The organism is Enterobacter sp. BIDMC92, from assembly GCF_001030225.1.
GTDB classification, from domain to species: Bacteria; Pseudomonadota; Gammaproteobacteria; order Enterobacterales; family Enterobacteriaceae; genus Enterobacter; species Enterobacter sichuanensis.
In genome coordinates this window covers 2,484,587-2,511,157 of record NZ_KQ087598.1, presented here as the reverse complement: position 1 = coordinate 2,511,157, position 26,571 = coordinate 2,484,587, and the positions used below count along the sequence as shown (strand labels likewise).

The 26,571-nt window shown below is 56.3% G+C and carries 23 protein-coding genes and 1 pseudogene; 18 read left to right on the top strand and 6 right to left on the bottom strand.

The annotated features are described in order from the left end of the window. On the bottom strand, positions 1-1,341 hold the full coding sequence (locus SP99_RS11780) for an SrfA family protein (protein ID WP_047958709.1): 1,341 nt from the start codon (positions 1,339-1,341) through the stop codon (positions 1-3). Between the two features lie 283 nt (positions 1,342-1,624). Here SP99_RS11780 and SP99_RS11775 point away from each other — a divergent pair, with 283 nt between their 5' ends. Beyond that, positions 1,625-3,223: an ABC transporter substrate-binding protein gene (locus SP99_RS11775; protein WP_047958708.1), complete on the top strand. Its 1,599-nt coding sequence runs from the start codon at positions 1,625-1,627 to the stop codon at positions 3,221-3,223. Between the two features lie 101 nt (positions 3,224-3,324). Next, on the top strand, positions 3,325-3,558 hold the full coding sequence (locus SP99_RS11770) for a YdcY family protein (RefSeq protein WP_025759130.1): 234 nt from the start codon (positions 3,325-3,327) through the stop codon (positions 3,556-3,558). Positions 3,559-3,561: 3 nt separating this feature from the next. On the opposite strand, the gene SP99_RS11765 is transcribed toward SP99_RS11770, so the two are convergent. Together SP99_RS11765 and SP99_RS11760 are read right to left on the bottom strand one after the other, a co-directional pair. Then, complete coding sequence (locus SP99_RS11765; protein ID WP_047365031.1) at positions 3,562-4,011, bottom strand: DMT family transporter; 450 nt, start codon at positions 4,009-4,011, stop codon at positions 3,562-3,564. Then, positions 4,008-4,526 carry a GNAT family N-acetyltransferase gene (locus tag SP99_RS11760; protein WP_047958707.1) on the bottom strand — a complete coding sequence of 173 codons (519 nt, stop codon included), beginning with the start codon at positions 4,524-4,526 and terminating at the stop codon, positions 4,008-4,010. The genes SP99_RS11765 and SP99_RS11760 overlap by 4 nt, the downstream gene beginning before the upstream one ends. A gap of 148 nt (positions 4,527-4,674) precedes the next feature. Here SP99_RS11760 and SP99_RS11755 point away from each other — a divergent pair, with 148 nt between their 5' ends. The 3 genes from SP99_RS11755 to SP99_RS11745 all read left to right on the top strand — a co-directional run bounded on the left by SP99_RS11755 (position 4,675) and on the right by SP99_RS11745 (position 7,279). Beyond that, the gene (locus tag SP99_RS11755) at positions 4,675-5,250 is read left to right on the top strand and encodes a helix-turn-helix domain-containing protein (protein WP_025759136.1); all 576 of its coding nucleotides are present in this window, start codon (positions 4,675-4,677) and stop codon (positions 5,248-5,250) included. 65 nt (positions 5,251-5,315) lie between these two features. Beyond that, on the top strand, positions 5,316-6,356 hold the full coding sequence (locus SP99_RS11750; RefSeq protein WP_047958706.1) for an NADP-dependent oxidoreductase: 1,041 nt from the start codon (positions 5,316-5,318) through the stop codon (positions 6,354-6,356). A 254-nt stretch (positions 6,357-6,610) separates the two neighbouring features. Next, on the top strand, positions 6,611-7,279 hold the full coding sequence (locus SP99_RS11745) for a GntR family transcriptional regulator (protein WP_047958705.1): 669 nt from the start codon (positions 6,611-6,613) through the stop codon (positions 7,277-7,279). A gap of 119 nt (positions 7,280-7,398) precedes the next feature. Here SP99_RS11745 and pqqU read toward each other — a convergent pair whose 3' ends face one another. After that, the gene (gene pqqU, locus SP99_RS11740) at positions 7,399-9,513 is read right to left on the bottom strand and encodes a TonB-dependent receptor PqqU (protein ID WP_025759141.1); all 2,115 of its coding nucleotides are present in this window, start codon (positions 9,511-9,513) and stop codon (positions 7,399-7,401) included. Positions 9,514-9,753: 240 nt separating this feature from the next. Between pqqU and yncE the strand changes: the two genes are divergently transcribed. Continuing rightward, positions 9,754-10,815, top strand: coding sequence for a 7-bladed beta-propeller protein YncE (yncE, locus tag SP99_RS11735; RefSeq protein ID WP_047958704.1), 1,062 nt, complete (start codon positions 9,754-9,756; stop codon positions 10,813-10,815). Between the two features lie 46 nt (positions 10,816-10,861). Here the strand turns inward: yncE and ansP are convergent, their stop codons facing one another. Beyond that, complete coding sequence (ansP, locus tag SP99_RS11730; RefSeq protein ID WP_008501774.1) at positions 10,862-12,358, bottom strand: L-asparagine permease; 1,497 nt, start codon at positions 12,356-12,358, stop codon at positions 10,862-10,864. Positions 12,359-12,821: 463 nt separating this feature from the next. Here ansP and SP99_RS11725 point away from each other — a divergent pair, with 463 nt between their 5' ends. From SP99_RS11725 to SP99_RS11670, 11 genes and pseudogenes are all read left to right on the top strand, one after another. Then, entirely contained in the window at positions 12,822-13,361 is a 540-nt protein-coding gene (locus SP99_RS11725; protein WP_045285038.1) for an AAA family ATPase, read from the top strand. Positions 13,362-13,471: 110 nt separating this feature from the next. After that, on the top strand, positions 13,472-14,473 hold the full coding sequence (locus tag SP99_RS11720) for an LLM class flavin-dependent oxidoreductase (RefSeq protein ID WP_047958703.1): 1,002 nt from the start codon (positions 13,472-13,474) through the stop codon (positions 14,471-14,473). After that, entirely contained in the window at positions 14,470-15,591 is a 1,122-nt protein-coding gene (locus tag SP99_RS11715) for an amidohydrolase (RefSeq protein ID WP_047958702.1), read from the top strand. Before SP99_RS11720 ends, SP99_RS11715 begins: the two co-directional genes overlap by 4 nt. A 16-nt stretch (positions 15,592-15,607) precedes the next feature. Continuing rightward, a pseudogene (locus tag SP99_RS25020) lies at positions 15,608-17,871 on the top strand (NtaA/DmoA family FMN-dependent monooxygenase). Between the two features lie 9 nt (positions 17,872-17,880). Next, the gene (locus tag SP99_RS11700) at positions 17,881-18,390 is read left to right on the top strand and encodes a GNAT family N-acetyltransferase (RefSeq protein WP_045285035.1); all 510 of its coding nucleotides are present in this window, start codon (positions 17,881-17,883) and stop codon (positions 18,388-18,390) included. Between the two features lie 9 nt (positions 18,391-18,399). Then, a complete protein-coding gene (locus SP99_RS11695; RefSeq protein WP_047958699.1) occupies positions 18,400-19,326 on the top strand; it encodes an amino acid ABC transporter permease in 927 nt (308 codons plus the stop codon). Further along, entirely contained in the window at positions 19,310-20,083 is a 774-nt protein-coding gene (locus SP99_RS11690) for an amino acid ABC transporter ATP-binding protein (RefSeq protein WP_045285033.1), read from the top strand. Before SP99_RS11695 ends, SP99_RS11690 begins: the two co-directional genes overlap by 17 nt. Positions 20,084-20,092: 9 nt before the next feature. After that, the gene (locus tag SP99_RS11685) at positions 20,093-20,980 is read left to right on the top strand and encodes an ABC transporter substrate-binding protein (RefSeq protein WP_045285032.1); all 888 of its coding nucleotides are present in this window, start codon (positions 20,093-20,095) and stop codon (positions 20,978-20,980) included. A 41-nt stretch (positions 20,981-21,021) separates the two neighbouring features. Further along, complete coding sequence (locus tag SP99_RS11680) at positions 21,022-21,639, top strand: glutathione S-transferase family protein (RefSeq protein WP_025760199.1); 618 nt, start codon at positions 21,022-21,024, stop codon at positions 21,637-21,639. 37 nt (positions 21,640-21,676) lie between these two features. Beyond that, the gene (gene pptA / locus SP99_RS11675) at positions 21,677-21,907 is read left to right on the top strand and encodes a tautomerase PptA (RefSeq protein ID WP_025760198.1); all 231 of its coding nucleotides are present in this window, start codon (positions 21,677-21,679) and stop codon (positions 21,905-21,907) included. Positions 21,908-22,085: 178 nt separating this feature from the next. Next, complete coding sequence (locus tag SP99_RS11670) at positions 22,086-23,087, top strand: Kdo(2)-lipid IV(A) acyltransferase (protein ID WP_047958698.1); 1,002 nt, start codon at positions 22,086-22,088, stop codon at positions 23,085-23,087. 44 nt (positions 23,088-23,131) lie between these two features. Here SP99_RS11670 and SP99_RS11665 read toward each other — a convergent pair whose 3' ends face one another. Then, positions 23,132-24,817: an NAD-dependent malic enzyme gene (locus SP99_RS11665; RefSeq protein ID WP_047958697.1), complete on the bottom strand. Its 1,686-nt coding sequence runs from the start codon at positions 24,815-24,817 to the stop codon at positions 23,132-23,134. A gap of 416 nt (positions 24,818-25,233) precedes the next feature. Between SP99_RS11665 and SP99_RS11660 the strand changes: the two genes are divergently transcribed. Next, positions 25,234-26,559, top strand: a complete 1,326-nt coding sequence (locus tag SP99_RS11660) for a 2-hydroxycarboxylate transporter family protein (protein WP_047958696.1) — start codon at positions 25,234-25,236, stop codon at positions 26,557-26,559. Positions 26,560-26,571: the final 12 nt, after the last annotated feature.

Genomic DNA, 26,571 nt, shown 5'->3' with positions numbered 1-26,571 from the left:
TCAGGCACCTGCTTTCTTGAACGTCAGTGGAACGACGGTGTTGGCATCATAACGCGCGCGACATTCTGCGATATCGCTGGTGCCTGCTTTACAGGCAACTTCCGGCATCGGGTAGCGGGAACCGTCGGTGCAGCGGGCAGTACCGCGACTCTTGATCATCAGTTCGCCATTGCTGTGCAGCCCGGAGAAGACTTCCGCGCGGCAGACAATGTTGTCGCCATGAACAATACGGGCGAAGCCTTTATTGTTCTGGATTTGATAGCGCATTGACGGCGGCTTGCCGGTCACCGGATCTTTTACGTCGAGGATGGCGCGCCAGGTGCCGTTCAGGAAACGCGTGGATCCCGCTTTTACCTGATTCGCTTCCATTACCATGGCATCTTTCGGGATGGCGGCAATCACCACCGGAGCGGGCTGTGGCGCAGGCGCAGGCTCTTTCTCTTTGCTGGCCACCACCTCTGCCTGATGCAGCGGTAACGTCATCGCCAGCGGCTCAACCGCTTTAATCGGCTTTGGCGCAATCTCCACGGGCTGAGGGGCGGGGGCCGGTGCGGGCTCGGCGGAAGGCGCCTGTTTTGGCCACAGCAGCGGCGCGGCGATAGCGGCAACGATCACGGCAGCAACCGGCAGCGTCCACAGGGGGATACGACGTTTTTTCGCGACAACCGCCGGGGCCGGTTCCTCTACGGGTTGCGCAACAACCGGGGCTGGCTCAGGTTCGTACAGCTCTTCCGGCGTAATGCGCACCACTGTAGAAGGGGCGACCAGCGGCTCGTCAGCGTGCTCAAAGGTCACCACCGGTTCGGGTTCCGGCTCGGGTTCAGGATCGTCAATCACAACGGGGTCAGGCTCAGGGATCAGGGATTCACGCAGGCAGTCGAGGACATCGTCGCGCGCATTTTCGTTGAGGTTTACAAATCCCCAGAAGCTGATCACCGGTTTTCCGTCCACCAGGAAAAGGAAATTTTCACCCGGGAACTGAAACGCCTTTGACAACAGAGAGCCAAAAAGCTGTTGCGCAGTTTTGGGCGACTGGAGGCATTTCTTGCTTAACGACTCGACGCTGGCGAGCGTGTTTTCCAGATAGCGCAGGGCGCGGTAACGGTCATCTTCACCGGCCGCTTTCCAGCTGGTTACGCTCCCTTCAACAGGAGAATACCAGTCCACGCGGTCACCGCTGTCGTTGACCTGAGGAATAGCCAGACAGTCGACGATAGCCTGCTGTTTGCGCAACCGGAGCGCTTCCCGGATTTGTAACGCTGATTCGAAAACGGCTTGTCCGCCGCCGCCAACGGCCTGAAAATCATCCAGATTACCGCTGCGTAAAAGAGTTTTTGCCACGATTTGATCCCATATACTTCTTCACACCGTTACTTTAACGAAACGAGGAAGCAAACAAACGGAGGAAGAGACGCTAAAAGCGTCGATTTCTTGCGGCATAGAAAGTGACGGTTGTGCTTGACGAATAATGGCACTTAAGACAAATCGCTTTTTCTGACGCTGGCTGCAAAACCAGCGAAAAACGCGACTTTAGAATAACCTGATAGTGTTTCGTTATTTGCCAGGTGATTACGGCTGTGCTGTTATTACTGTTCTATATAATAAAATTGTCAGGGTTATAACCATGTCTACAGGGAAAACACTGCTCGCCCTTGCGCTGAGCGCACTTTTACCAGCCGGTGCCGCATGGGCGGCAAACAACGACACCCTTATTTACTGTTCTGAAGCGTCCCCCGAGTCCTTCAACCCGCAAATTGCCAGCTCTGGACCGTCTTTTGTGGCCAGCTCTCAGGTGCTCTATAACCGCCTGATCAATTTCGACCCGGTGAAAAATACCCCGGTGCCGTCACTTGCCGAGTCCTGGACGATTTCACCTGATGGCAAGACCTATACCTTTACCCTGCGCAAAGGGGTGAAGTTCAACAGCAATAAATACTTCAAACCGACGCGTGACTTTAACGCCGATGACGTTATTTTCTCGGTCATGCGTCAGAAAGACCCTAAACACCCGTACCACAATGTGTCGCAGGGCAATTACGAATACTTTAACGATGTGGGCCTCGATAAACTGATCCAGGACGTGAAAAAGGTCGATGATTACCACGTTCAGTTCACCCTCAGTGAACCCAACGCCGCATTCCTGGCCGACTGGGGGATGGATTTCGCCTCCATTCTCTCCGCTGAATACGCCGACGCGATGTTGAAAAAAGGCACCCCGGAGAACGTGGACACCTGGCCGATTGGTACCGGGCCTTACGTTCTCCAGCAGTACAAAGTGGATTCGTTGATCCGCTACGTCGCGAACCCGAACTACTGGGAAGGCGAAGTGCCGACGAAGCATCTCATCTTCTCCATCACGCCGAATGTGGAAACCCGACTGGCGAAATTGCAGACCAACGAGTGCCAGATCATTCCTGCGCCGTCCCCGGTGCAGTTCGATGTTATCAGGAACAACAAAGACCTGACGCTGCACTCGGTCGATGCGCTGAACGTCGGCTATCTGGCGTTTAACACCGAGAAAAAACCGTTTGATAACGTGCTGGTGCGTCAGGCGTTGAACTACGCGACCGACAAAAAGGCCATCGTTAATGCGGTGTTTATGGGGTCGGGCACGGTGGCAAAATCCCCGATCCCGCCAAACATGCTGGGCTTTAACAAAGAGTTGAAGGACTACAGCTACGATCCTGAAAAAGCGAAAGCGCTGCTGAAGCAGGCCGGGCTGGAGAAGGGCGCGGAGGTCACGCTGTGGTCAATGCCGGTTCAGCGTCCGTATAACCCTAACTCCCGTCGTATCGCGGAGATGATCCAGAGCGACTGGGCAAAAGTCGGCGTGAAGGCCAAAATTGTCTCTTACGAATGGGGCGAATACCTCTCCGGCATGCGTAAAGGCGAACATGACTCTGCGCTGTTTGGCTGGATGTCCGATAACGGCGATCCGGACAACTTTGCCGATGTGCTGCTGGGCTGCAACAGCATTAAAACCGGCTCAAACGCCGCGCGCTGGTGTGACAAGGGGTATGATGCCCTGGTACAAAAAGCGAAGCTGACCAGCAACCCGGCGGAGCGTGCGAAACTCTACGGCCAGGCGCAGGAAATCTTCTACCAGCAGGCGCCGTGGATCGCGCTGGCGAACGGCAAAACGTTCTATGCAACCCGGAGCAACGTAACCGGGTACAGCGTGAGCCTGATGGGCAGCGATTTCTCAAAAGCGAAGCTGAATTAAGTATGTCATCGCCGGGTGGCGGCTACGCCTTACCCGGCCTACATTTAGCACCCGTAGGCCCGGTAAGCGTAGCGCTACCGGGCACATAACAAGGAGTGACAATGTCACATTTAAACGACGTGATCGCCCGTGTCGATGGCGCGATTAACGAAGGCGTCATCACCCATATGAATGAACTGCTGATTGAACTGAGCGATGACGCTGAGCTGAGCCGTGAAGACCGCTACACCCAGCAACAACGCCTGCGTACCGCTATTTCGCACCACGGCAAGGAGCACAGAGAAGAGATGGAGGCGCGCCACGAACAGCTGACCAAAGGTGGCACGATCCTCTAGCGATTAAAACTGACGTCGCGCCACCAGCCAGGCGCCGACGACCAGCATCACCGCGCCGCACACCGGGCCGATCAGGGCGCGTAGCGGAATGCCGTTGCTTCTCAGCACGTCCAGTACCAGCCCGCCGATAAGCTGGCTTGCCACCAGCACGGCAATCGTCGTCGCCGCGCCAACATTCTGATACCCGCTGATGCTGGCAAACACAAAAAAGGAGCCCAGCAGCCCGGGAATGAGCGTCCACCAGCGTACCGTTGCGGCCAGCTCGCTAAATCCGGCGACGCCCTGTTTCAGCAGCAGAATGCTGACAAACAGCACAATGCCGACCAGGGAATTCAGCAACATCGCGATAAGTATGGTGGAGGAGGACTGGGTGATACGCACCATCAGGGTGTTTTGCACCACCAGGCCTATTCCCGCCGCCACCAGAAATGCCAGCGTTAGCGACTGATTCATGGGATAGCGTCCGGATCGCTGCGTTCATCCAGCTGCAGCTGCATAAAGGTTAAGTCCAGCCAGCGGCCAAACTTGGTCCCCACCTGTGGCATTTGCCCCGTCGTGACAAAACCGAGCGTTTCATGAAGATGGATCGAAGCCTGATTCTGCGCTTCAATCCCGGCAACCATCACGTGTTTACCGATGGCGCGGGCCTCGTCAATCAACGCTTTCATCAGCGTGCGGCCAATGCCTTTGCCCTGATGATCCGGGTGGACGTAAACCGAGTGCTCAACCGTGTGACGAAAACCGTCAAAAGCGCGCCAGTCGCCAAAGGAGGCGTAACCGGTGATCGCGCCGTCTTCCTCACTGACCAGTACCGGGTAACCCGCGAGCGTGCGCGCCTCAAACCAGGCGATGCGGTTCTCGGTATCGACGGTTTTATCGTTCCAAATCGCGGCGGTGTGCACCACCGCGTGGTTGTAGATCTCTCCTATCGCAGCGCAGTCTTCTTTGCAGGCATGACGAACGATCATGATTAAACCTCTGTGTGTTGTTCACTATAGTGTTACGTTATGGCTACGATATTACACAACTGTATCGCCCGATCGCTACGGCATAAGCCATATTTTTTTGTTATCAAAAGCCCATTGAAATGCCGTTCATACACTATAGTATGACGTCATGAACACCATAACAGACACAATGAATCAACGGATTAGCGCAAGAATTCGCCTGGAGCGCGAGTCTCGCGGCTGGTCCCTGAGCGAGCTTGCTGACCGGGCAGGCGTCTCCCGCGCCATGATCCATAAGATAGAGCGCGGGGACAGCAGCCCGACAGCCACCTTGCTTGCCCGCCTGTCTGGCGCATTTGGCATCAGCATGTCCACGCTGATTGCCCGGGCCGAGATGCAGGAAGGAAAGCTGCTGCGCCTGGCAAACCAGCCCGTCTGGCGCGACCCGCAAACGCACTACCTCCGCCGCCATGTTTCTCCCCGCACCGATCTGCCCATCGATCTTGTTCAGGTTGAACTGCCTGCGGGCAGCGATGTTCCGATGCCTGCATCTTCTTACGCGCTGGCACGTCAGCTTATCTGGCTGCAGTCCGGCGAACTGGTGTTTCAGGAGGGCGATACGCGCCACGAGATGCGCGCCGGAGACTGTCTTGAACTGGGGCCGCCCAATGACTGCCGGTTCATCAATGAAACGAATGAACCCTGTATCTATCTGGTTGTACGGCTGAACCAGTCTGGCTCGTAATGCTAAGGCGAGAACGCCATTCGTGCGCCAGGCTGTAATGACATTTGTACCAGAAGGAGATCCCGATGAATCAACCTGTTTCGCAAAATCGCCGCTGGGTCCTGGCTTCGCGCCCTCATGGTGCGCCAGTCGCAGAAAATTTTCGTCTGGAAACGCAACCCGTTCCGGAACCTGAGGCGGGGCAGCTTTTGCTTCGCACCGTCTGGCTGTCGCTGGATCCATACATGCGCGGGCGCATGAGCGATGCGCCATCCTATTCACCGCCGGTTGAGATTGGTGCGGTGATGGTAGGGGGAACGGTCAGCCGTGTTGAACACTCCCGACATCCCGATTTCAAACCGGGTGAGTGGGTGCTGGGCTATAGCGGCTGGCAGGAGTATGAACTTTCAGACGGCAGCGGTCTGGTGAAGCTCGGTGAAAATCCATCTCATCCTTCCTGGGCGCTGGGTGTTCTGGGTATGCCGGGCTTTACTGCCTATATGGGGCTGCTGGATATCGGGCAACCCAAAGCGGGTGAAACGCTGGTGGTTGCGGCGGCAACAGGCCCGGTGGGGGCGACAGTGGGGCAGATTGGCAAAATCAAAGGTTGCCGGGTGGTCGGCGTCGCCGGTGGTGCTGAAAAATGCCGCCATGCCGTCGAGGTTCTCGGGTTTGACCAGTGTCTGGATCACCACGCGGCGGATTTCGCTGAGCAACTGAAACACGCCTGCCCGAACGGCATTGATGTCTATTATGAGAACGTCGGCGGCAAAGTCTTTGACGCTGTCCTGCCGCTGCTGAATACCGCCGCACGCGTGCCGGTGTGTGGTCTGGTCAGCGGCTATAATGCGACGGGCCTGCCAGAGGGGCCGGATCGCTTGCCGCTTCTGATGGCGACCCTTCTCAAGAAACGCATTCGTATGCAGGGCTTTATCATCGGCCAGGACTACGGGCACCGCATTCAGGAGTTCCAGCAGGAGATGGGGCGCTGGGTACAGGAAGGTAAAATTCACTATCGTGAACAGGTCACGGACGGGCTGGAGAACGCACCGGAGGCGCTGATTGGCCTTCTTGAAGGGCGGAACTTCGGTAAAGTCGTGATTCGCGTCGCGGACGACAATAAATAAAGAGTACTATGGCGGGGTTTCCCGCCATATTTATTTGTGAAGATACGATATATTGTCTTTAATTACTGGACATGGCATTTCGCGCCATCATCCCGGATGAGCCCGAAATCGATAAAAAATGACGTTTGCTTTTTTTTGCAGTTTTTACGTACTCCCACCACCAGGCATGACGATACAGGATATATCGGACCAGCGTCGTTTTATTAAAACTGGCGTTTAAAAATAGCATTAAGTTTTAGCTACAGGAATTGAACATGCTTGATTTGGATCACTTAGAAAAAGCCCAAAGGGTCAGCCTTACTATGCAAGTTGAACTCAGTTTGAAAGGGGCGTTAATTACAGGCTCACTCAAACCTGGGGCACGACTGATAACGAAAGAGATCGCCGATAAATTAGGTACCAGTATTACTCCGGTTCGCGAGGCGCTTTTGCGGCTGGTCTCTTCTGGCGCGTTACACGCCACTCCCGCGCAGGCATTTCTGGTGCCAGAGGTGACGCTGGAGCGCTATAACGAGATTAACGCCATCAGAAAACAGCTTGAGCCGATGGCCGTTGCCGCCGCCTGTCAGAATATGTCTGACACTAAGCTTGAGACGTTGCGCAAAATGTCAGACGCCTTCCATGAGGCCATGCGCAACGGGCACGTTCAGCAGGCGCTGCATGCTAATCGCGTCTTGCGGTTTACGCTGTATCAGTATGCGGAAATGCCAACGCTTAACGCGCTAATTGAACAGTTATGGGTGCGTATCGGGCCATGCATGAACTATCTTCATCAGGAACTCAACGACATCAAAGCCTCGACATATCACTATGACGAACTCCTTTCAGCCCTTGAGCGAAGAGATGTTGAAGCCAGTCAGAAGGCAATTGATAAGTTGATTGATGAAGCCAATACTCTTTTACAGCGACAATATTTTAACTGAGAGATTATTTAACAGAGCGACTATATACCGCGGCTGATTATTTATCTTATGAATAACTCCTGATGGTTTATTGCCATCAGGAGCGTTATTTTAGAGATAAAATAAACTTTTCTTATTACTTACTCGAAGCGATAAGAGACCGAGAGTCCTACACCGTAGTTACGTCCAGGTGCAGGCTCGTAATAACGGCCGTTGGACTCGTTGACAATGACTGAGCCGACGTACTCTTTATCGAAGAGATTATCGACGCGACCAAAGACGTCCATGCCCCAGTTGCCATAGTTAAATTTATACCCGGTATTCAGTCCGACCACCGTATACGATGGCGCTTTCGCTGTGTTCTCATCGTCGGCCATGATATCGCTCATGTAACGCACATCTGAACCCGCGTACCAGCCTTCCTCCGGCTGCCAGCCAAACGAGGCGTAACCCATATTACGGGCGATGCCCGGCATCCGGTTACCGTTACAGTTCGTATCGCCGCATACGTTGGTGCGATAAGTGGCGTCCAGATAGGTCCACGCCATCTTCAGCTTCCAGTTTTCAGCGAACTGCTGATCGAGGGACACTTCGACACCCTGACGACGGGTTTTGCCGGCATTTTTATAGCTGGTACGGCCGCCAGAACTGGCATCCACCACGATCTCGTCATCCGTATCGGTGCGGAACAGGGCGGCGGTCAGCAGGCCATTGCCGATGCGGGTTTTGCTGCCCACTTCATAGGTGTTGTTGGTGGACGGTTTCAGACCAATATTCAGCCCACCCTGGTTATCTGAACGGTAGGAAAGCTCGTTGATGGTTGGCGTTTCAAAGCCACGCCCGGCGGCGGCGTAAAGGTTCCACGCGTCCGTCACGGCATACTTCACGGAACCGGCAGGGAGCCATTTGTGGTAGCTCGCGTCGCCGCTGTCATCGCCATTGCCCGGCGTCACGTAGTGGTCATTGGAATCAAACCAGACCGAGCTGTAGCGTACCCCGGCATCCACTGACAGTTTCTGCGTCAGCTGCCAGCTCGTTTGCAGATACGGATCGACGTTCCACATCAGATTGCGTTCATTGCGACGCTTATCACCTTTGACGCCGTAATCCGGTACGCCGTTATCCATGACGAAGTTCTCGTATCCGCGACGATCTTCGCTCATGTTTTCGTAGTTAAGACCGGTGGTGAAGGTCACCGGCACCAGCAGCTCGCCACGGTGCGTCCAGCGGGTATCAATCCCCTGATAGTGGCGCTGCATATCGATCACCCCACCGGAGTGGGAGGGTTTCAGCTGCGGCTGATACGGAATCGACTGGTACTGCGTCATTTCACGCTCACCGGCGTACATCATCACGCTGAGGTCGTCCTGGGTGCTGAGCTGACGGTCGTAACGCAAACCGGCCTGGGTCTGTTTGATGGTTTTACGCGTGTTGTACTGATCGCCGCGCGGGGACTGGCGCGGGTTATCCCGCCACTCCTGATAGTTCAGTCCGCCCGGATCGTTGGCCTTCATGTCCACGCTATTAAAGACCAGCGTCAGCTTGCTGACGTCATCAATACGCACGCCCAGTTTGGCGTTGGCAAGATTCTTTCGCGCGCCGCTGTGGTCGCGATAACCTTTGGTGGTGAAACGGGTGGTGGACACGGTGTAATCCACATCGCCCGCGTGGGTGCCATCACCCATCGCGCCAGTGGCTTTCATGCCGTAGCGCCAGGTCCCGTAACTGCCGTAATAGCTGCTGGCTTCAATGGTCGGCGGCTGCTGCCCGGTCTGGGTATTGATGTTAATCACGCCGCCAGAGGCGTTGCCGTACAGGGCAGAGAAGGGGCCGCGCAGCACTTCAACACTCTCCACGCTTGAGAGATCGATGTTCGAGGTCTGACCCTGTCCGTCCGGCATGGTGGCCGGAATACCGTCTACGTACATACGGATGCCGCGCACGCCGAAGGTTGAGCGGGCACCAAACCCACGCATCGAAAGCTGGAGATCCTGCGCATAGTTCTGGCGGTTCTGAATTTGCAGGCCCGGGACGCTGCCGAGAGATTCAGACAGGTTGATACGGGGAGCGGCATGGCGCATATCGTCGCCATTGACGACGCTGACCGCGGCTGGAGTATCGAGTTCCGATACGGTTTGCGGCGTGGCGCTGACGATCATGGTCTGTTCTTCCGCGCTCATGGCGGTAAGAGGCGCAAAAATAACAGGAACCAGCAGCAGCGGAAGAGAAGCCTTATGGGCAGAAATGATTTTCATGAATAAAACCGGTTGTGGTGTATAAACGAACCAAATGGAACATGTCCATATATGTTAAAGGTTTTGTAAAAGTTTTGAAAACTATAACCGCACATTGCGTTAATGGAAGGCGAAGCGGGAAAGAAAATCTCCACATTTGATTCATTAATGATTACTATTCTCATTATCAAAAGGCAATGCCATGACGTTGCCTGCCGGAAGCGATGTCAGCAGAACCCCTCATTTAGAAAAGGAATTGTTATGTCTTTACGTCATCTGTGCTCACCGCGCCTGAGCCTGTCACTGCTTTCAGCCACGTTACTGCTTGCCGGAACGTTCCAGGTTCATGCCGCCGAAGAGGTGCTGCGTAAAGCCGTGGGCAAAGGGGCGTATGAAATGGCGGTGAGCCAGCAGGAAAATGCCCTGTGGGTCGCGACGTCGCAAAGCCGTAAAACCGACAAGGGCGGCGTTGTCTATCGCCTCGATCCGGTTACGCTGGACGTGACGCAGGCGATTCACAGCGATCTCAAACCATTTGGTGCCACTCTTGATAAGTCGACCCAGACGCTGTGGTTGGGCAACACTATCAACGGTGCGGTAACGGCCATCGATGCGAAAACGGGCGATGTAAAAGGGCGGCTGGTGCTGGATGGACGTCAGCGTAGTGACACCGTTAAGCCACTGCAGCCGCGCCAGCTGGTGGCCGATGACAGCACGAACACCGTGTACATCACGGGCGTGGGGAAAGAGAGCGTCATTTGGGTGGTGGATGGCGCCACGCTGAAGCTGAAAGCGACCATTGCCAATACCGGGACCTACAGCACCGGCCTGGCGCTGGACGCGCAGGCGAAACGTCTCTATACCACCAATGCGGACGGCGAGCTGGTGACGATTGATACGGCCAGCAATAAAATTATCAGCCGTAAAAAGGTGCAGGATGACGGCAAAGAGCACTTCTACCTGAATCTGAGCCTCGACACTGCCGGTCAGCGCGCATTCCTGACCGATTCAAAACAGCCGGAAGTGCTGGTGGTGAGCCTGAAAGAGGGCAGCGTGATCGACAAAATCGCCGCGCCGGAATCGCTGGCCGTCCTGTTTAACCCGGCCCGCAATGAAGTTTATGTGACGCACCGTGAAGCCGGTAAGGTGAGCGTGATTGACGCCAAATCGTATAAGGTCACCAAAACCATCGACACGCCGGTCTACCCGAACAGCCTGGCGCTCTCAGCGGATGGCAAAGCCCTGTACGTGACGGTGAAACAGAAATCCACCCGTCAGCAGGAAGCCACCCAGCCTGACGATGTGATTCGTATCGCGTTGTAATAAAAAAAGGGAAGGCTAAATGCCTTCCCTTTTTGTTGACTGTGTATTAACGCGAGGTCTCTTCTACCAGCGGCGCGTCGTGTTTTTCATCATCAGGATGAACCGGCGCGGTGCTGTGGATCTCGTGAACGCGTTTACGCACGCCAAACCAGCCAGCAATCAGCAGCACGGCCAGCAGCGGAATGGTCGCGATGGTGTAGGTGCCGTTCGGGTAGTCGAACGCCATCAGCACCAGCACGCTGAACAGGAAGAGCAGGGTGAGCCAGGAGGTCACCGGTGCGCCAGGCAGCTTAAAGCTAACGTCAGCGGCTTTCCCTTCTTTGATCGCTTTACGCAGACGCATCTGGCAGACCACGATAAAGCCCCAGGAGGCGATGATCCCGAGTGCGGCCACGTTCAGCACGATTTCGAAGACCTGAGACGGGACCAGGTAGTTCAGGAACACGCCGAAGACGTAGACCACCAGCGTGGCCAGAATACCGGCGTACGGCACGTGCTGCTTGCTCATCTTCGACATGAACTTCGGTGCAGAACCGCCCATCGACATGGAGCGCAGGATACGGCCGGTAGAGTACAGACCGGAGTTCAGGCTCGAGAGCGCTGCCGTCAGCACCACGATGTTCATGATACTGCCAACGTAAGGCACGCCCAGCTTAGAGAAGAAGGTCACGAACGGACTCTGACCCGCCTGATAGGCGTTCCACGGCAGCAGCAGAACCAGCAGGACCACGGAACCGACGTAAAACAGACCGATACGCCAGATCACGCTGTTGATGGCCTTTGGCACCATCGTCTGCGGATCTTTACATTCACCTGCTGCGGTACCCACCAGCTCGATGGAGGCAAAGGCGAACACCACGCCCTGAACCAGCACTAGCGCAGGCAGCAGACCGTGCGGGAAGAAACCGCCGTTATCGGTTATCAGGTGGAAGCCGGTGGCATTGCCATCCAGCGGTTTACCGCTGCCGAGGAAGACGGTACCCACCACCAGGAACACCACGATGGCCAGCACTTTGACCAGCGCAAACCAGAACTCCATCTCCGCGAACCACTTCACGCCGATCATGTTCATGGTGCCGACAATGGCCAGCGCGCCAAGCGCAAAGACCCACTGCGGCACATCGCCGAACGCGCCCCAGTAGTGCATATACAGCGCAACCGCGGTGATGTCGACGATACCGGTCATCGCCCAGTTGACGAAATACATCCAGCCCGCCACGTAGGCCGCTTTTTCACCGAGGAATTCACGGGCGTAGGAGACGAAGCTTCCGCTGGAAGGGCGATGCAGTACCAGTTCGCCCAGCGCGCGAAGAATGAAGAAAGAGAAGATCCCGCACACCAGATAGACCAGGGCGAGAGCCGGGCCAGCCATCTGCAGACGTGCACCCGCACCTAAAAACAGACCCGTTCCGATAGCGCCGCCGATGGCGATCATTTGAACCTGACGGTTGCCCATCGCTTTGTGGTAGCCCTCTTCGTGGGAGTTCAACCAGCGACGTTTAGCAGCATGATGATCGGCTGCGCTTTTATTGCTTGTTTTCATTGAGTTACCTGTTTGCCTGTCTGAACCATTATCGTGATAGTCCTGCCTGGCAGAATGCAATACAAACGATTGCTTCTGCGCAAACACATGTCGCCTTCCCAGTCATTCTGCGTATGGATAAGGCGAAACATGGCGAGGCATCCTACCTGCAATTCATAAGCGACGCAAAATATAACCGTGCCGAAAGTGATGCACGTCGAAGGAAATCGTGTGGTCAGAGCAGACGGGGATCACAACACGCTGAATCGTGGTGATTTTTTAGTCAAAACCGTCAGCGATATGCTGCTTTAATCATCAGTACCGCTTAATAGTTACCAGGTGGTATAGATTTTGGCCACCGTAGAACCATGAACGTATCCAGGCTCAGGTTTTTACATGGCCGACGCCATGCTGAAATAACGTTCAGTTAACAGGATGAAAACGCTATGCTTTGGGCAGCTTTCGTAAACAGAATGGAGGGAGTGTGAAAATTAATGTCATCGGAACCAGCGGAAGTGGAAAAAGCACACTGGCGAAGCAGATTGCGGCTGAGCTGGACATTCCCTGTATCGAGATGGACCGACTCTACTGGCGCCCTGACTGGCAGGGAACCCCGGACGACGTGTTTCAGGAAACGCTGGAGCAGGCGCTGCAGGCGTCGCCAGACTGGGTGCTTGACGGTAACTATAACCGCACGCGCCCGGTTAAATGGCGCCATGTCGATGTTGTGGTGTGGGTCGATTATGGGTTTACCCGCACCCTGTATCAGGCCGTTACCAGGGCCATCAAACGGGCCTGGCATAAACGGGAACTTTGGCCCGGCACGGGGAATAAGGAGAGTTTTCGCCGCGCGTTCCTGAGCAGAGAATCCATTATCATCTGGACGATAAAAACCTGGCGCAACAACCGCAGGCGTTATGAAGCCGATCTGCAAAACCCGCGCTACGCGCACATTCGCTTTGTCCGTATTACCCGCCGCAGTCAGGTAGATGCGTTGATTGCCTCTCTGAAGACATATTCTTAGCGTGGTTTTATATATCTGTTTTCCGGCAAACTAAATGTAAATTAATTGTTTCTCAGTGGTGAAATACGCCTTTAATAATGTCGACATGTTAAGTCAAACGAGAACGCAACATGTCATGGCGAATCAGCATTCTGGATAAAAGCCCCATCGCTGAACACGAAACGGCTGCCGATGCACTGGCGCGTACCCTGGCGCTGGCGCAGCAGGCAGAAAATCTGGGCTATCACCGCTTCTGGATTGCCGAACACCACAACACTCCCCAACTTGCCAGCCCCTCACCGGAGCTGCTGATTGCCTGGATCCTCGGGCAAACCTCGCGCATTCGCGTCGGTTCCGGCGGCGTGATGCTTCAGCACTACAGCCCGTATAAAGTCGCCGAGAACTTCAACGTTCTGGCCGCGCTGGCGCCAGGCCGCGTGGATCTTGGCGTCGGAAAAGCACCGGGCGGTCTGCCGCTCTCGACCCGCGCGCTGCAGCAGGGTCTGAATCAACAGGAAAAGGGCAGTTTTGCCGAACAGCTGGCCCAGCTCGACCGCTGGATCCGTCCTGAGCATCAGTCAACGGCGGAAGCCGTTCTGGCCACGCCGCTGCCGCCGTCGCCTGCGCAGGGTTTTCTGCTCGGCGCGAGTCGCGAAAGCGCGCTGCTGGCCGCCAGCCTCGACTGGCACTTTGTTTTTGCCGCGCACCTGAATGGCGATCCGCATCTGCTGCGTGAGGTGATCGCCACCTGGCGTGAAAACAGCGTCCGCGATGTGATTGTGGCGGTGCAGGGGATTGTCGCACCGACGCAGGCCGAAGCAGACGCGCTGGCGCAGAAGGTGGAAGTGTGGGGCGTGGAGCTGGCCAACGGCCAGCGCGTCACCGTGGCCAGCGAAGAGCAGGCTTACGCGTTCGCGCGTCAGGCAGGGAGTGAGCCGGTACGCATTGCGCGTCGGGCGCAGTCGCTGCTGGCCGGCACGGCGAAATCCGTGCTCGAACACCTTAACGCCCTCCATGAAACGTGGGGCATTGACGAATTTATTATTGATACCCCGGTAGCAGACGGCGCCACGCGCGTGGCGTCACTGCGTTTGCTGGCCGAGGCCCGTCTTAACAGGGAGGTTACCGTATGAGCTTTGGCGAACAACTGATTGCCTGGCGTCGCGAGCTGCACCAGAACCCGGAACTGTCCGGCCAGGAAGTCGAGACCACCGCACGCCTGCGCCAGTGGCTGACAACAGCGGGCATTACGCCGCTGCCTTACGATCTGCCGACCGGGCTGGTGGCGGAAATTGGTTCCGGCAACAAGCTGATTGCGCTGCGCGCAGATATCGATGCCCTGCCGATTGAAGAGCGTAGCGGCGTACCGTTTAGCTCGCAGCAGGCAGGGGTGATGCACGCCTGCGGACACGACATCCATACCAGCGTCATCCTCGGCGCGGCGTTAAAACTGAAAGAGCGGGAAGTTTCGCTTAACGGCCGGGTGCGGATCCTGTTTCAGCCTGCCGAAGAGAACTTTGGCGGCGCGAAGAGCATGGTGCGGGCCGGTGCCCTGCGGGATGTCAGCGCGATTTTCGGTATGCATAACGAGCCCGGCCTGCCGGTCGGGGAGTTCGCCACCCGCGGCGGGCCGTTCTATGCCAACGTCGACCGCTTTGTGATTCGCATTACCGGCAAAGGCGCGCATGCCGCACGTCCGCATGAAGGTAACGATGCCATTGTGCTGGCGAGCCAGCTGGTGACGGCGCTGCAAAGCGTCGCCAGCCGCAACGTCAACACGCTGGATTCCGTGGTGCTGAGCGTGACGCGCATTGCGGGCGGCAACACCTGGAACGTGCTGCCGGAAAGCGTCGAGCTGGAAGGCACGCTGCGTACCCATCGCACGGAAGTACAGCAGAACGTGAAAGCCCGCGTGGGCGAGATTGCCGCCGGGTTTGCCAGCGCCTTCAGCGCGCAGATTGATATCACCTGGTATGCCGGACCCACCGCGCTGGTCAATGACGAACGCTGGGCGGCGTTTGCCACCTCGGTTGCCCGGGAGGCGGGCTATGAAACCCGGCACGCCGAGTTACACATGGGCGGGGAAGATTTCGCGGTCTATCTGCAGTCCATACCCGGCGCGTTTGTCAGCATTGGCAGCAACAGTGCGTATGGTTTACATCACCCGGCGTTTAACCCGGACGAAGCATTAATCGAGCCCGCTGCCCGCTATTTTGCACAGCTTGCGGAAAAAGCCCTGCAACACGTTTAATTCTGAAGAGGTGAATATGTCTGCACATCGTCAACTGCGGCTCGGCACCATTTTGCATGGTGCATCCGGGAATATGTCCGCCTGGCGCCACCCAGAGGCCATCGCCGATGCCAGTATCAATTTCGATTTCGTCAAAGCGACGGCATTAAAGGCGGAAGAGGGCAAACTCGATTTCTTATTCGTTGCCGACGGTCTTTATATTAACGAAAAATCGATCCCGCATTTTTTAAACCGCTTTGAACCGTTAACGGTGTTATCTGCGCTGGCAAGCATCACCTCGCGCCTGGGGCTGGTGGGAACCTTATCCACCTCCTACAGCGAGCCCTTTACCACGGCCCGCCAGTTCGCCAGCCTCGACCATCTGAGCAATGGCCGCGCGGGCTGGAACGTGGTGACCTCGCCGCTGGAAGGTTCGGCGAAGAACTTCTCCCGCGAAAAACACCCTGAACATGCGTTGCGCTACCGGATTGCCGACGAGTATCTCGACGTGGTGAAAGGGCTGTGGGACTCCTGGGAAGGAGATGCCTTTGTGCGCAACAAAGAGAGCGGTCAGTTCTTTGACCCGGCAAAACTGCACACCCTGAATCACCGTGGTGATTTCTTCCAGGTCGCCGGACCGCTGAATATTGGCCGTACCCCGCAGGGACGTCCGATTGTCTTTCAGGCCGGCGCGTCGGACGACGGGAAAAAACTGGCGGCGAAACATGCCGACGCCATTTTCACCCACCATGAAACCCTCGACGAGGCAAAAGCCTTTTACCGCGACGTGAAACAGCAGCTGGAAACTCACGGCCGCCGCCCGTCGGATTTACATATATTCCAGGGCGTCAGCGTGATTGTGGGAAAAGATGCAGAGGACGTGGAAAACCAGTATCAAACCACGGCGGCGCTGGTGTCGATTAATGATGCCCTCAATTACCTCGGGCGTTATTTCGAACATCATGATTTCAGCCAGTATCCGCTCGACGAACCGTTCCCGGATATCGGCGACTTAGGCAAAAATAGCTTCCGCAGCACCACCGATGAGATCAAGCGTAACGCCCGCGAGCGCAACTTAACCCTGCGTCAGGTGGCGCTGGAAGCCGCTTCGCCGCGTCCACGCTTTTCCGGTACGCCGGAAGAGGTGGCCGACGGACTGCAGGCCTGGTTTGAAGGCTATGCCGCCGACGGCTTCATCATTCAGGGCGGCACGCCGGACACTTTCCCGCGCTTTGTGGACCAGGTCGTGCCGGTTCTGCAGGCGCGCGGCCTGTTCCGCACCGACTATCCGGGCACCACGCTGCGCGAAAGCTTAGGTCTGGACCAACCGAAAAATCACTTCACACAACAATAAAAGAGAACACCGCTATGCAGAAAACATCGCTTATTCTGGCGCTCGCGCTGGCCTTTACCCCTGCCGTCTGGGCAGAGAATGTGAACATTAACGGCACCGGCGTGAGCATCGAGGCCAATAAAACGCCGATCAACACCGCCAAAAACGGCGATGCCATCGCCCGGTTGCCGAAAGACTATCGCTTTGCCGTACCGGGAAAATTTACCGTGGCGGTGGCGGGGCTCAACCAGCCGCCGCTGACGGTGTTTTCCGATGACAACAAAACGCTGTTAGGCAGCGAGGTCGACGTTGCTCGTCTGGTGGCGGACAGCCTCGGGCTGGAGCTGAACGTGGTGCCCACCTCGTGGGAAGACTGGCCGCTGGGGGTCGCCTCCGGGAAATACGATGCGGCCATCAGCAATATCACCGTCACCAAAGAACGCAAACAGAAGTTTGATTTTGCCACCTACCGGAAAGACTCCCTCGGTTTCTACGTGAAATCCACCAGCCCGATTACCTCGCTGCAGAAGGCGGAAGACATCGCCGGGCTGCGGATCATCGTGGGCTCCGGCACTAATCAGGAAGCCATCCTGCTGGCATGGAACGCGGAAAACCTGAAGAAGGGGCTGAAACCCTTTACTCCGATCTACACCAAAGATGATGCGGCCCAAACCCTGGCGCTGCAGTCCGGGCGTGCGGATGCCTACTTTGGTCCGAACGTGATTGGCGCGTGGAAAGCGGCGCTGAACGGCAAAACCAAACTGGTGGGTAGCGTCGACGGCGGCTGGCCGAAGGCGGCGCATATCGCGGTGACGCTGAAAAAAGGCAGCGGGCTGGTTGAGCCGGTACAAATCGCGCTGAACGGCGTGATCAAAAACGGCGATTACGACAAAGTGCTGAACCGCTGGGGGGAAGGGGTTGAGCGCATTCCTCAGTCAGAAGTGAACCCGGCTGGCCTGGGTGATTAAGGAGGCGCTATGCGCGAACAATTTCGTGATGTCTCGCCGGAAGATGCCGAACTCCAGCCCATCATCGAGGGGCTGTTCGGGGAATATGCCGCCCGTTACGGGGACTACTTCTCTAAAGATGCGGAAGTGGAGCTGACGGAATGGTATTTAGCGCCGCAGGGACTGTTTATCGTCCTGGAACGTGACGGGGAAATTATCGCCACCGGCGCTTACAAGCCCTATGACGAACGGACCGCAGAGATTAAGCGTATCTGGACCAACAAATCCCTGCGTCAGCAGGGACTTGCCGGGCGAGTGGTGCAGGAGCTGGAGCGCAGGGCGGTGCTGGCGGGGTATAGCCAGATCTACCTGACCACCGGTTTTCGCCAGCCGGAAGCGGTCCGGCTCTATCTCAGCCAGGGCTATCAGCCGCAGTTCGATCTGAACCGGGATCCGGAAGAGTATAGCCAGCCGCCGTTTGATGGTCGGTTGCGTTTCACCAAAACGCTGGTACGCGAAGCGTTCAGTAAAACCGCATGAGGAACGACGATGAGCAACGTTGAAACCATAAAGGTGGTCCCGGCGCGTTATCCGCTGCGGACCGTCGGCGCCGCGGTGGCGCTGTTTGTCCTGGCGGTCGTGATTCAGTCCGTGGCCTTTAACCCGCGCTGGGAGTGGGGCGTATTCGCCCGCTGGTTCTTCGACCCGGTGATCCTCGAGGGTGTCGGTCAAACCCTGCTGCTGACGCTGATCGGCACCGCGCTGAGTGTCGTGTTTGGCGGCATTCTGGCCCTGGCGCGACTCTCTTCGTCCTGGCTGTTGAGCAGCCTGGCGTGGGCCTACATCTGGCTCTTCCGGTCGCTGCCGCTGATCGTGGTGCTGATCATCCTGTACAACTTTTCCTATCTCTACGACACGCTCTCGCTCGGCGTGCCGTTCACCGGCATCACCTGGGGCAGCTTTGAAACCATCAACGTGCTGGGGCAGTTCTCCACCGCGGTGGTGGGGCTGACGCTGGTACAGAGCGCCTATACCGCCGAAATTATTCGCGGCGGCTTCCTCGGCGTTGACCACGGGCAATATGAGGCAGCGGCCGCGCTCGGCCTGCCGGCCTGGCGTCGTACGGTGCGCATCATTTTACCCCAGGCGCTGCGCACCATTCTGCCGTCGGGATTCAATGAGATCATCAGCCTCGCCAAGGGCACGGCGATGGTGTACGTCCTGGCGATGCCGGAGCTGTTTTATACCATTCAGATGATCTACAACCGCACCCAGGAGGTGATCCCGCTGTTGATGGTTGGGGCCGCCTGGTACCTGGTGATTACCACCGTCTTGTCCGCTATCCAGTACGGTGTGGAACGCGCACTTGCCCGTAGCGAACGCCGTTCTGCCGTTAACCAGAACCGCGCCACCCGGCGTAGCCGTTCTGTCACCGCCACGCCAGCACAGGAGCCCGTCCATGCCAGCCTCTCCTGAAGGACATATTTCGATTACCGGCGTCAGTAAATATTTCGGTCGCCATAAAGCCCTCGACAACGTCACGCTTGAGATCCCGCCAGGGTCCGTGACGGTGATCCTCGGGCCATCCGGGTCGGGTAAATCGACGCTGCTGCGCACCATTAACCACCTGGAGCGCGTCGACGAAGGTTTTATCCAGATTGACGGCGACTACATTGGCTATCGCCGTCAGGGCGACAAACTCTTTGAACTGAAAGAGAAGGAGATCCTTAAGCAGCGGGTCAACGTGGGCTATGTGTTTCAGAACTTCAATCTCTTTCCGCACCTCACGGTGCTGGAAAACCTGATAGAAGCGCCGGTCGCGCATAAAAAACTCAGCAAGAAAGAAGCGGTGGAAAGGGCCTACAGCCTGCTGGACGTGGTGGGGCTGCGGGATAAAGCGGACGCCTGGTCCCGCCATCTTTCTGGCGGCCAGCAACAGCGCATTGCCATTGCCCGCGCGCTGGCGCTGCGACCTCGGGTGATGCTGTTTGATGAACCCACCTCGGCGCTCGATCCGGAGCTGGTGGGTGAAGTGCTGGATGTGATCAAGAAGCTGGCCCGATCCGGCACCACGCTGGTGGTGGTCACCCACGAGATCGGCTTTGCCCGGGAGGTGGCGGATCAGGTGGTGTTTATGGTCGATGGAAAAATTGTCGAGCAGGGCAGCAGCGACGAGGTGTTAAACCGTCCGTCGCACCCGCGAACGCGCCAGTTCCTCTCTAAAGTGCTGTAAGGAGCGACAATGAAATATGGACTTCTGGCGGGGCTGATCTTTTCAGCCGCCAGCCACGCCAGCATTGATTTAAAAGCCAACGAGCAGCCGCTGCCGGTGACGGTGGATCGGCAGGCTGTGGCGAAGATCCCCGCCAGTTACAAATTTGTTGAGCCGGGAACGCTGACGGTTGCCATCTCGATGCTGAACTCCCCGCCGCTGGCGCTGCTGGCCAGCGATAACCGCACACGGATTGGCAGCGACCCGGATATCGCCCGCCTGCTGGCGGGCAGTCTGGGGCTGAAGCTGAAGCTGGTGCCGACGGCGTGGGAAGACTGGCCGCTGGGGATCGCCTCCGGGCGTTACGACGTGGCGCTGGTGAACATTGCGGTGACCGAACAGCGTAAAGAGAAGTTTGATTTCGCCACCTACCGCGTCGACTCGCTGGCGTTTTCGGTGAAGTCGACCAGTGATATCCAGTCGATTAAACGTGCGGAAGACCTGGCGGGTAAAAAAGTGATTGTCGGCTCGGGCACCAATCAGGAACGTATTCTGCTGGGCTGGAACGAGGAGAACAAAAAGGCCGGACGCGAGCCTGCGTTGCCGGTTTATCTCCACGACGATGCCTCGGGCAATCTTTACATCCAGTCCGGCAGGGCGGATGTGTTCTTCGGGCCGCAGTCGGTCTCGGCGTATAAAGCGGCGCTGACCGGCAAAACCCGCGTGGTCGGTTTGGGGCCGAAGAAAGCTTATGTCGCCACCACGACCAAAAAAGGCAATCAACTGGTTTATGCCCTGCAGGCCGCGCTCAACGGTGCGATTGAGCGCGGAGAGTACCAGAAAGTGCTGGCGCGCTGGGGGGAGCAGGGCGAGGCGGTGGAACAATCGGAGGTCAACCCGCCTGGGATAACCTACTAATGGTGCTCTACACTTAGGATTTTCACTCCTGAGGGGGCAAAATGATTAAACTTTATGGCGTACCCGGCTGGGGCTCGGCAATCAGTGAAGTGATGCTGACCCTGGCAGATATTCCCTATCACTTTATCAACGTGGACGGGTTTGACCAACCTGGTCCGCAGCGTGAGTTACTGCAAAAACTGAACCCGCTGTGTCAGGTGCCGACGCTGGAGCTGGAAAATGGCGCGATCATGACCGAAACGGCGGCAATAGCCCTGATGGTGCTCGACCGTTGTCCCGATCTGGCTCCGCCCGTGGGTCAGGCTGAACGTCAGCAGTTTCAGCGTCTGCTCATCTGGTTTGTGGCGAACGTCTATCCCACCTTCACGTATGCAGATTATCCCGAACGCTGGGTGCCGGACGCACCGGAACAGCTGCAGAAAAACTGCATTGAGTACCGGAAATCTCTCTATTTGTGGTTCGAAAACCAGCTCAGGGCGGCCCCGTTTGCGCTGGGTGAACGGCTGACGCTGCTGGATGTGTATATTACCGTGGCGCGTACCTGGGGGCCTCGTCACGCCTGGTTTGCGGAAAATACGCCGAAGCTGACGGCCATTGCGGACACCGTATGCCAGCTGCCGGAACTGCACAAGGTGTTAAAGGCAAACAATATTATCTGATAACGTGGAACCCTCATTCACAACCGGAAGCCTGCACATGCCACACGTAGATATCAAATGTTTTCCCCGTGATTTGAACGACGAACAAAAAAACGCCCTGGCGGCGGATATTGCCGAGGTGATTATTCGCCATTTCAACAGTAAAGACAGTTCAGTGTCGGTGGCGTTGAACCAGGTGAATCCCGAGGACTGGAAAGCGCAGGTCTGGGATACCGAAATAGGACCCAAGCTGGACGAACTGATCAAAAAGCCCGGCTATTCAATGTAAGATCGTCTGCCGGGGAGCGGCTTCGTCCTTCCCGGCTTTCCGCTTTTCGCAAAAATCGTAAAAATGAGTTTTGTCTTATCCGCTACACTTCACGTTTCTGACTGACATTTCATAAATCCTTAGGAAAGATCTTCAACAGAATCAGTTAAGGACAGACACGTTAAAGGATAATTTTCTGATGACAAAATTACCCCGGTTTTCACTCGCCTTTCTTCATCCCCGGTACTGGCTAAGCTGGACAGGCATTGCCGCACTGTGGCTCATCATGCTGCTGCCTTATCCGCTGTTGTTCCGGATCGGTCATGGCCTTGGCCGACTGGCGATGCGTTTACTCCCTCGCCGCGTCGCGATTGCCCGCCGTAACCTTGAACTCTGCTTTCCTGAGATGAGCGCGGACGAGCGCGAAACCTTGCTGCAGCGTAATTTCGAATCGGTAGGTATGGGCGTCATCGAAACCGGTATGGCCTGGTTCTGGCCTGCGTGGCGGGTGCGGAAATGCTTTACCGTGACCGGGTATGAGCATATGGAAAAGGCGCGTGAGAAAGGCAATGGGGTGGTGCTCGTTGGTATGCACTTTCTTACCCTTGAGCTGGGCGCGCGGATCTTTGGCATGCTTAACCCGGGCATTGGGGTCTACCGTCCCAACAATAATGCGCTGCTGGACTGGCTGCAGACCCGCGGGCGTCTGCGTTCCAATAAAACCATGCTCGATCGCCATGATTTAAAAGGCATGATCCGCTCGCTGAAGCAGAATGAAATCTTGTGGTACGCCCCGGACCATGACTATGGCAAAACCAATAGCGTCTTTGTGCCGTTTTTTGCGGTGCCGGATGCCGCCACGACGGCGGGTAGCTATATGCTGGTCAAAAGCGCACGGCCTGCCGTCGTCCCCTTCGTGCCGCGTCGCCGGGCGGACGGCTCAGGTTACGAACTGATTATTCTTGAGGATATCAGCGAGGCGCTGCAGGGCGGCGATAAAGAAGCCGTGGCGACGCAGATGAACAGAGCGATTGAGCACGCGGTACGGATGGCGCCGGAGCAGTATATGTGGCTGCACCGTCGCTTCAAAACGCGTCCCGAAGGGGTACCGGACCGCTATGCCCGCCAGAAACAGACGGCGACACGGCATGATATTCTCTCCGCCGGCGATTTTTCTGACCGCTCAGGCGTACAGCACTGAAACCTCAGCGACGCCCTCACCCTGCGGTGAGGGCGTGACCGGCGCTACAGCGCGGAGCGGCGGTAAGGCGCATAGTCCGCCTGCCACCAGGTCTTCTCGATACGCGCCATCAGCTCCTCATCATCTATTGCCGGGGCGACGCCCTGTGCAATTGCGGCGCGGGCGACGGCAACGGCAATCTGACGTGAGACCGTTTCAATCTGATCTACTGGTGGCAGCAATCCTCCTCTTTCTGTCGTCACCAGCGGAGACTGCGCGGCCAGGCTGCGGCTTGCCGCCATCAACATCTCTTCCGTCACCCGGCGAGCATCACAGGCCAGCACACCCAGTCCCAGGCCCGGGAAGATATAGGCGTTATTACACTGGGCGATCTCGTAGTGCGCATTCTCCCAGAATACCGGGGCGAACGGGCTGCCGGTGGCGACCAGCGCGGCACCCTGGGTCCATGCGATAAGATCCTGCGGCTGTGCCTCTGCCCGCGACGTCGGGTTTGAGAGCGGCATGATAATGGGGCGCGGACAGTGGCGATGCATCTCTTTGACAATCTCTTCGCTGAACAGTCCGGGCTGGCCGGAAACGCCAATCATCACCGTCGGATGCGCGTTCTTCACCACGTCCAGCAGCGAGATATTTTTCGCCTCTACCGGCCAGTGACAAACGGTTTCGCGGGCGGTAAGCAGGTTTTTCTGGAAATCGAGCAGGTTGGTCATGTCATCGGTCAGCAGGCCGAAGCGATCGACCATAAAGATCCGGCTGCGGGCTTCGGATTCGGTCAGACCGTCATCCACCATCAGCGCGACAATTTTTTCGGCGATCCCGCACCCTGCGGAACCGCTGCCGAGGAACACCACCCGCTGATCGCGTATGCGCGTGCCCGCGGCATGCGCCGCCGCAATCAGCGTACCGGCGGTGACGGCTGCAGTGCCCTGGATATCATCATTGAAGCAGCACAGCTGGTCGCGGTAGCGCTGCAGCAGTCTGGTGGCGTTTTTCTGGGCAAAGTCTTCAAATTGCAGCAGCACATCCGGCCAGCGCGCCTTGACGGTACTGATAAACATATCCATAAATTCCGCGTACTGATCGTCGGTGATGCGCGGATGGCGCCAGCCCATGTACATCGGGTCTTCCAGGTGCTGCTGATTGTTGGTGCCGACATCCAGCATAATCGGGAGAGTGGAGGCCGGATGGATCCCTCCGCAGGCGGTATACAGCGACAGCTTACCAATCGGAATACCCATGCCGCCAATACCCTGATCGCCGAGTCCTAAAATACGCTCCCCGTCCGTGACGACAATCACCCGAATGTCGTTGCGCGAGAAACTTTGCAGCATCTCATCGATACGGTGGCGGTTTGGCCATGAAATAAATAAACCGCGCGCACGACGATAAATGGTAGAGAAATGCTCGCAGGCTTCCCCTACGGTCGGGGTATAGATTATCGGCAACGTCTCTTTCAGATGCGAACGCAGAAGGTTGTAAAAGAGGGTTTCATTGGTGTCCTGAATATTGCGCAGATAAACATGGCGGGAAATATCGCTTTTAAAATGGCAGAACTGCATCCACGCACGTTCGGTTTGTTCCTCAATGGTTTCCACGTTGTGTGGTAATAAACCATGCAGATTAAAATGATCGCGCTCTTCTTTAATAAAAGCGAGACCTTTATTTAATAACGGATTTTCCAGCAGTACGGCTCCATTATAGGGCGTGTACAGAACTTCTTTGCGGGACATGGTTAACTCCTGAATTTATTAATAAAACAGATTGAGAAAACAAGCGGGCAGGCATGAAGTTTGAGGTTTTCATGTCGGTATTTTATCTGTTTTGTTGCAGCGCTAATCTAACGGTTCGCCTACAGGGCAGGAGTGATAAGGGTCACAATCTCTCTGGTTTTATTAATTTCAAAAAGATTACCTGGATGGCTGTCATTAACTTTAGTTACATAATAATGAATTAAGTTATTTAAAATAAAAGAGCTGTGTTGTTCACATTTCCCTGCGTTTCTCCATGTTAATTTCGCGCTGAGCCTGTTTTAAGAAAAGGCCACGTAAGTCATTATTTTTATATTTAAGAGCATTTATTGCTATCAGGAATAGATTCCAGTTTATTCCTTTCTCTGTTTATCCGAACACAATTTTCAGGTGATTATATGAAAGATAATCCTGTACCGACTTCTGAACTGTCGTCCTCGCGTTTCGCCTTTGGCCTCAACAATACCGAGGTTGGCGCGGTTCCGCTGATGCTGTTTGTCGGGATCGCCGCCATTGTGGCGACGTCTGCCTGGGCAGGGCTGCTGCCGAAAAATATGATCGGTGGTCTCGCGGTCATCATGACGCTCGGTTTCGCGTTTGCCAAAGTAGGGCGTCAGATCCCCTTGCTGAAAGATATCGGCGGTCCGGCGATCCTCTGCCTGATGGTCCCCTCTGTACTGGTCTATTTTGGGGTCTTCGGGAAACAGACCCTTGATACGGTGCATCTGCTGATGAAAGAGGCGAATCTGCTCTATTTCGTCATCGCCTGCCTGGTGGTCGGCAGTATTCTGGGGATGAACCGGGTACTGCTCATTCAGGGGATGATGCGCATGTTTGTTCCGCTGGTGGCGGGGACATTCATGGCCGTGCTGACCGGGCTCATTGTGGGATCACTGTTTGGTTATACGCCTTACCACACCTTCTTCTTTATCATTGTGCCTATCATTGGCGGCGGGATTGGCGAGGGAATTTTGCCCCTCTCCCTGGCCTATTCGGCCATACTGGGACAAACGCCGGATGTTTTTGTTGCGCAACTGGCACCCGCTGCGGTCGTGGGGAATATTTTCGCCATTGTGTGTGCAGGCTCGCTGGCGCGTCTCGGGACCAAACGTCCGGCGCTTTCTGGAAACGGCATGCTCACGCGCAGTAAAGAAGACACCAGCCTGTTTGCAGGGGCGCAAAGTGCTCAACAGACGGATTTTCATCTGATGGGGGGCGGATTACTGATGGTGTGCGCGTTTTTCATCGTCGGCGGATTGTTTGAAAAACTGGTCCACATTCCCGGCCCGGTGCTGATGATTTTGATTGCCGTGCTGTGCAAATACTTCAACGTGATCCCGGCCTCCATGGAGCAGGGGGCGCACAGCTGCTATAAATTTGTCTCCGCTGCGCTGGTCTGGCCGCTGATGATTGGCCTCGGGATGTTATACGTACCGCTTGAGAGCGTGGTCTCAGTCTTCTCGGTGGGGTACGTGGTGGTGTGCGGTTCGGTGGTGATTGCGATGGCGCTGAGCGGCTACTTTATTGCGTCGCGTCTGAATATGTATCCTGTGGAAGCGGCCATCGTCACCTGCTGCCATAGCGGTCTGGGCGGGACAGGGGACGTGGCCATTTTGTCCGCCTCTAACCGGATGTCCCTCATGCCGTTTGCACAGATTGCGACCCGCATCGGCGGCGCGTCGACGGTGATCATCGCCACGCTGCTGATGGGGTGGATAATGTAACGTGCTGCGGGT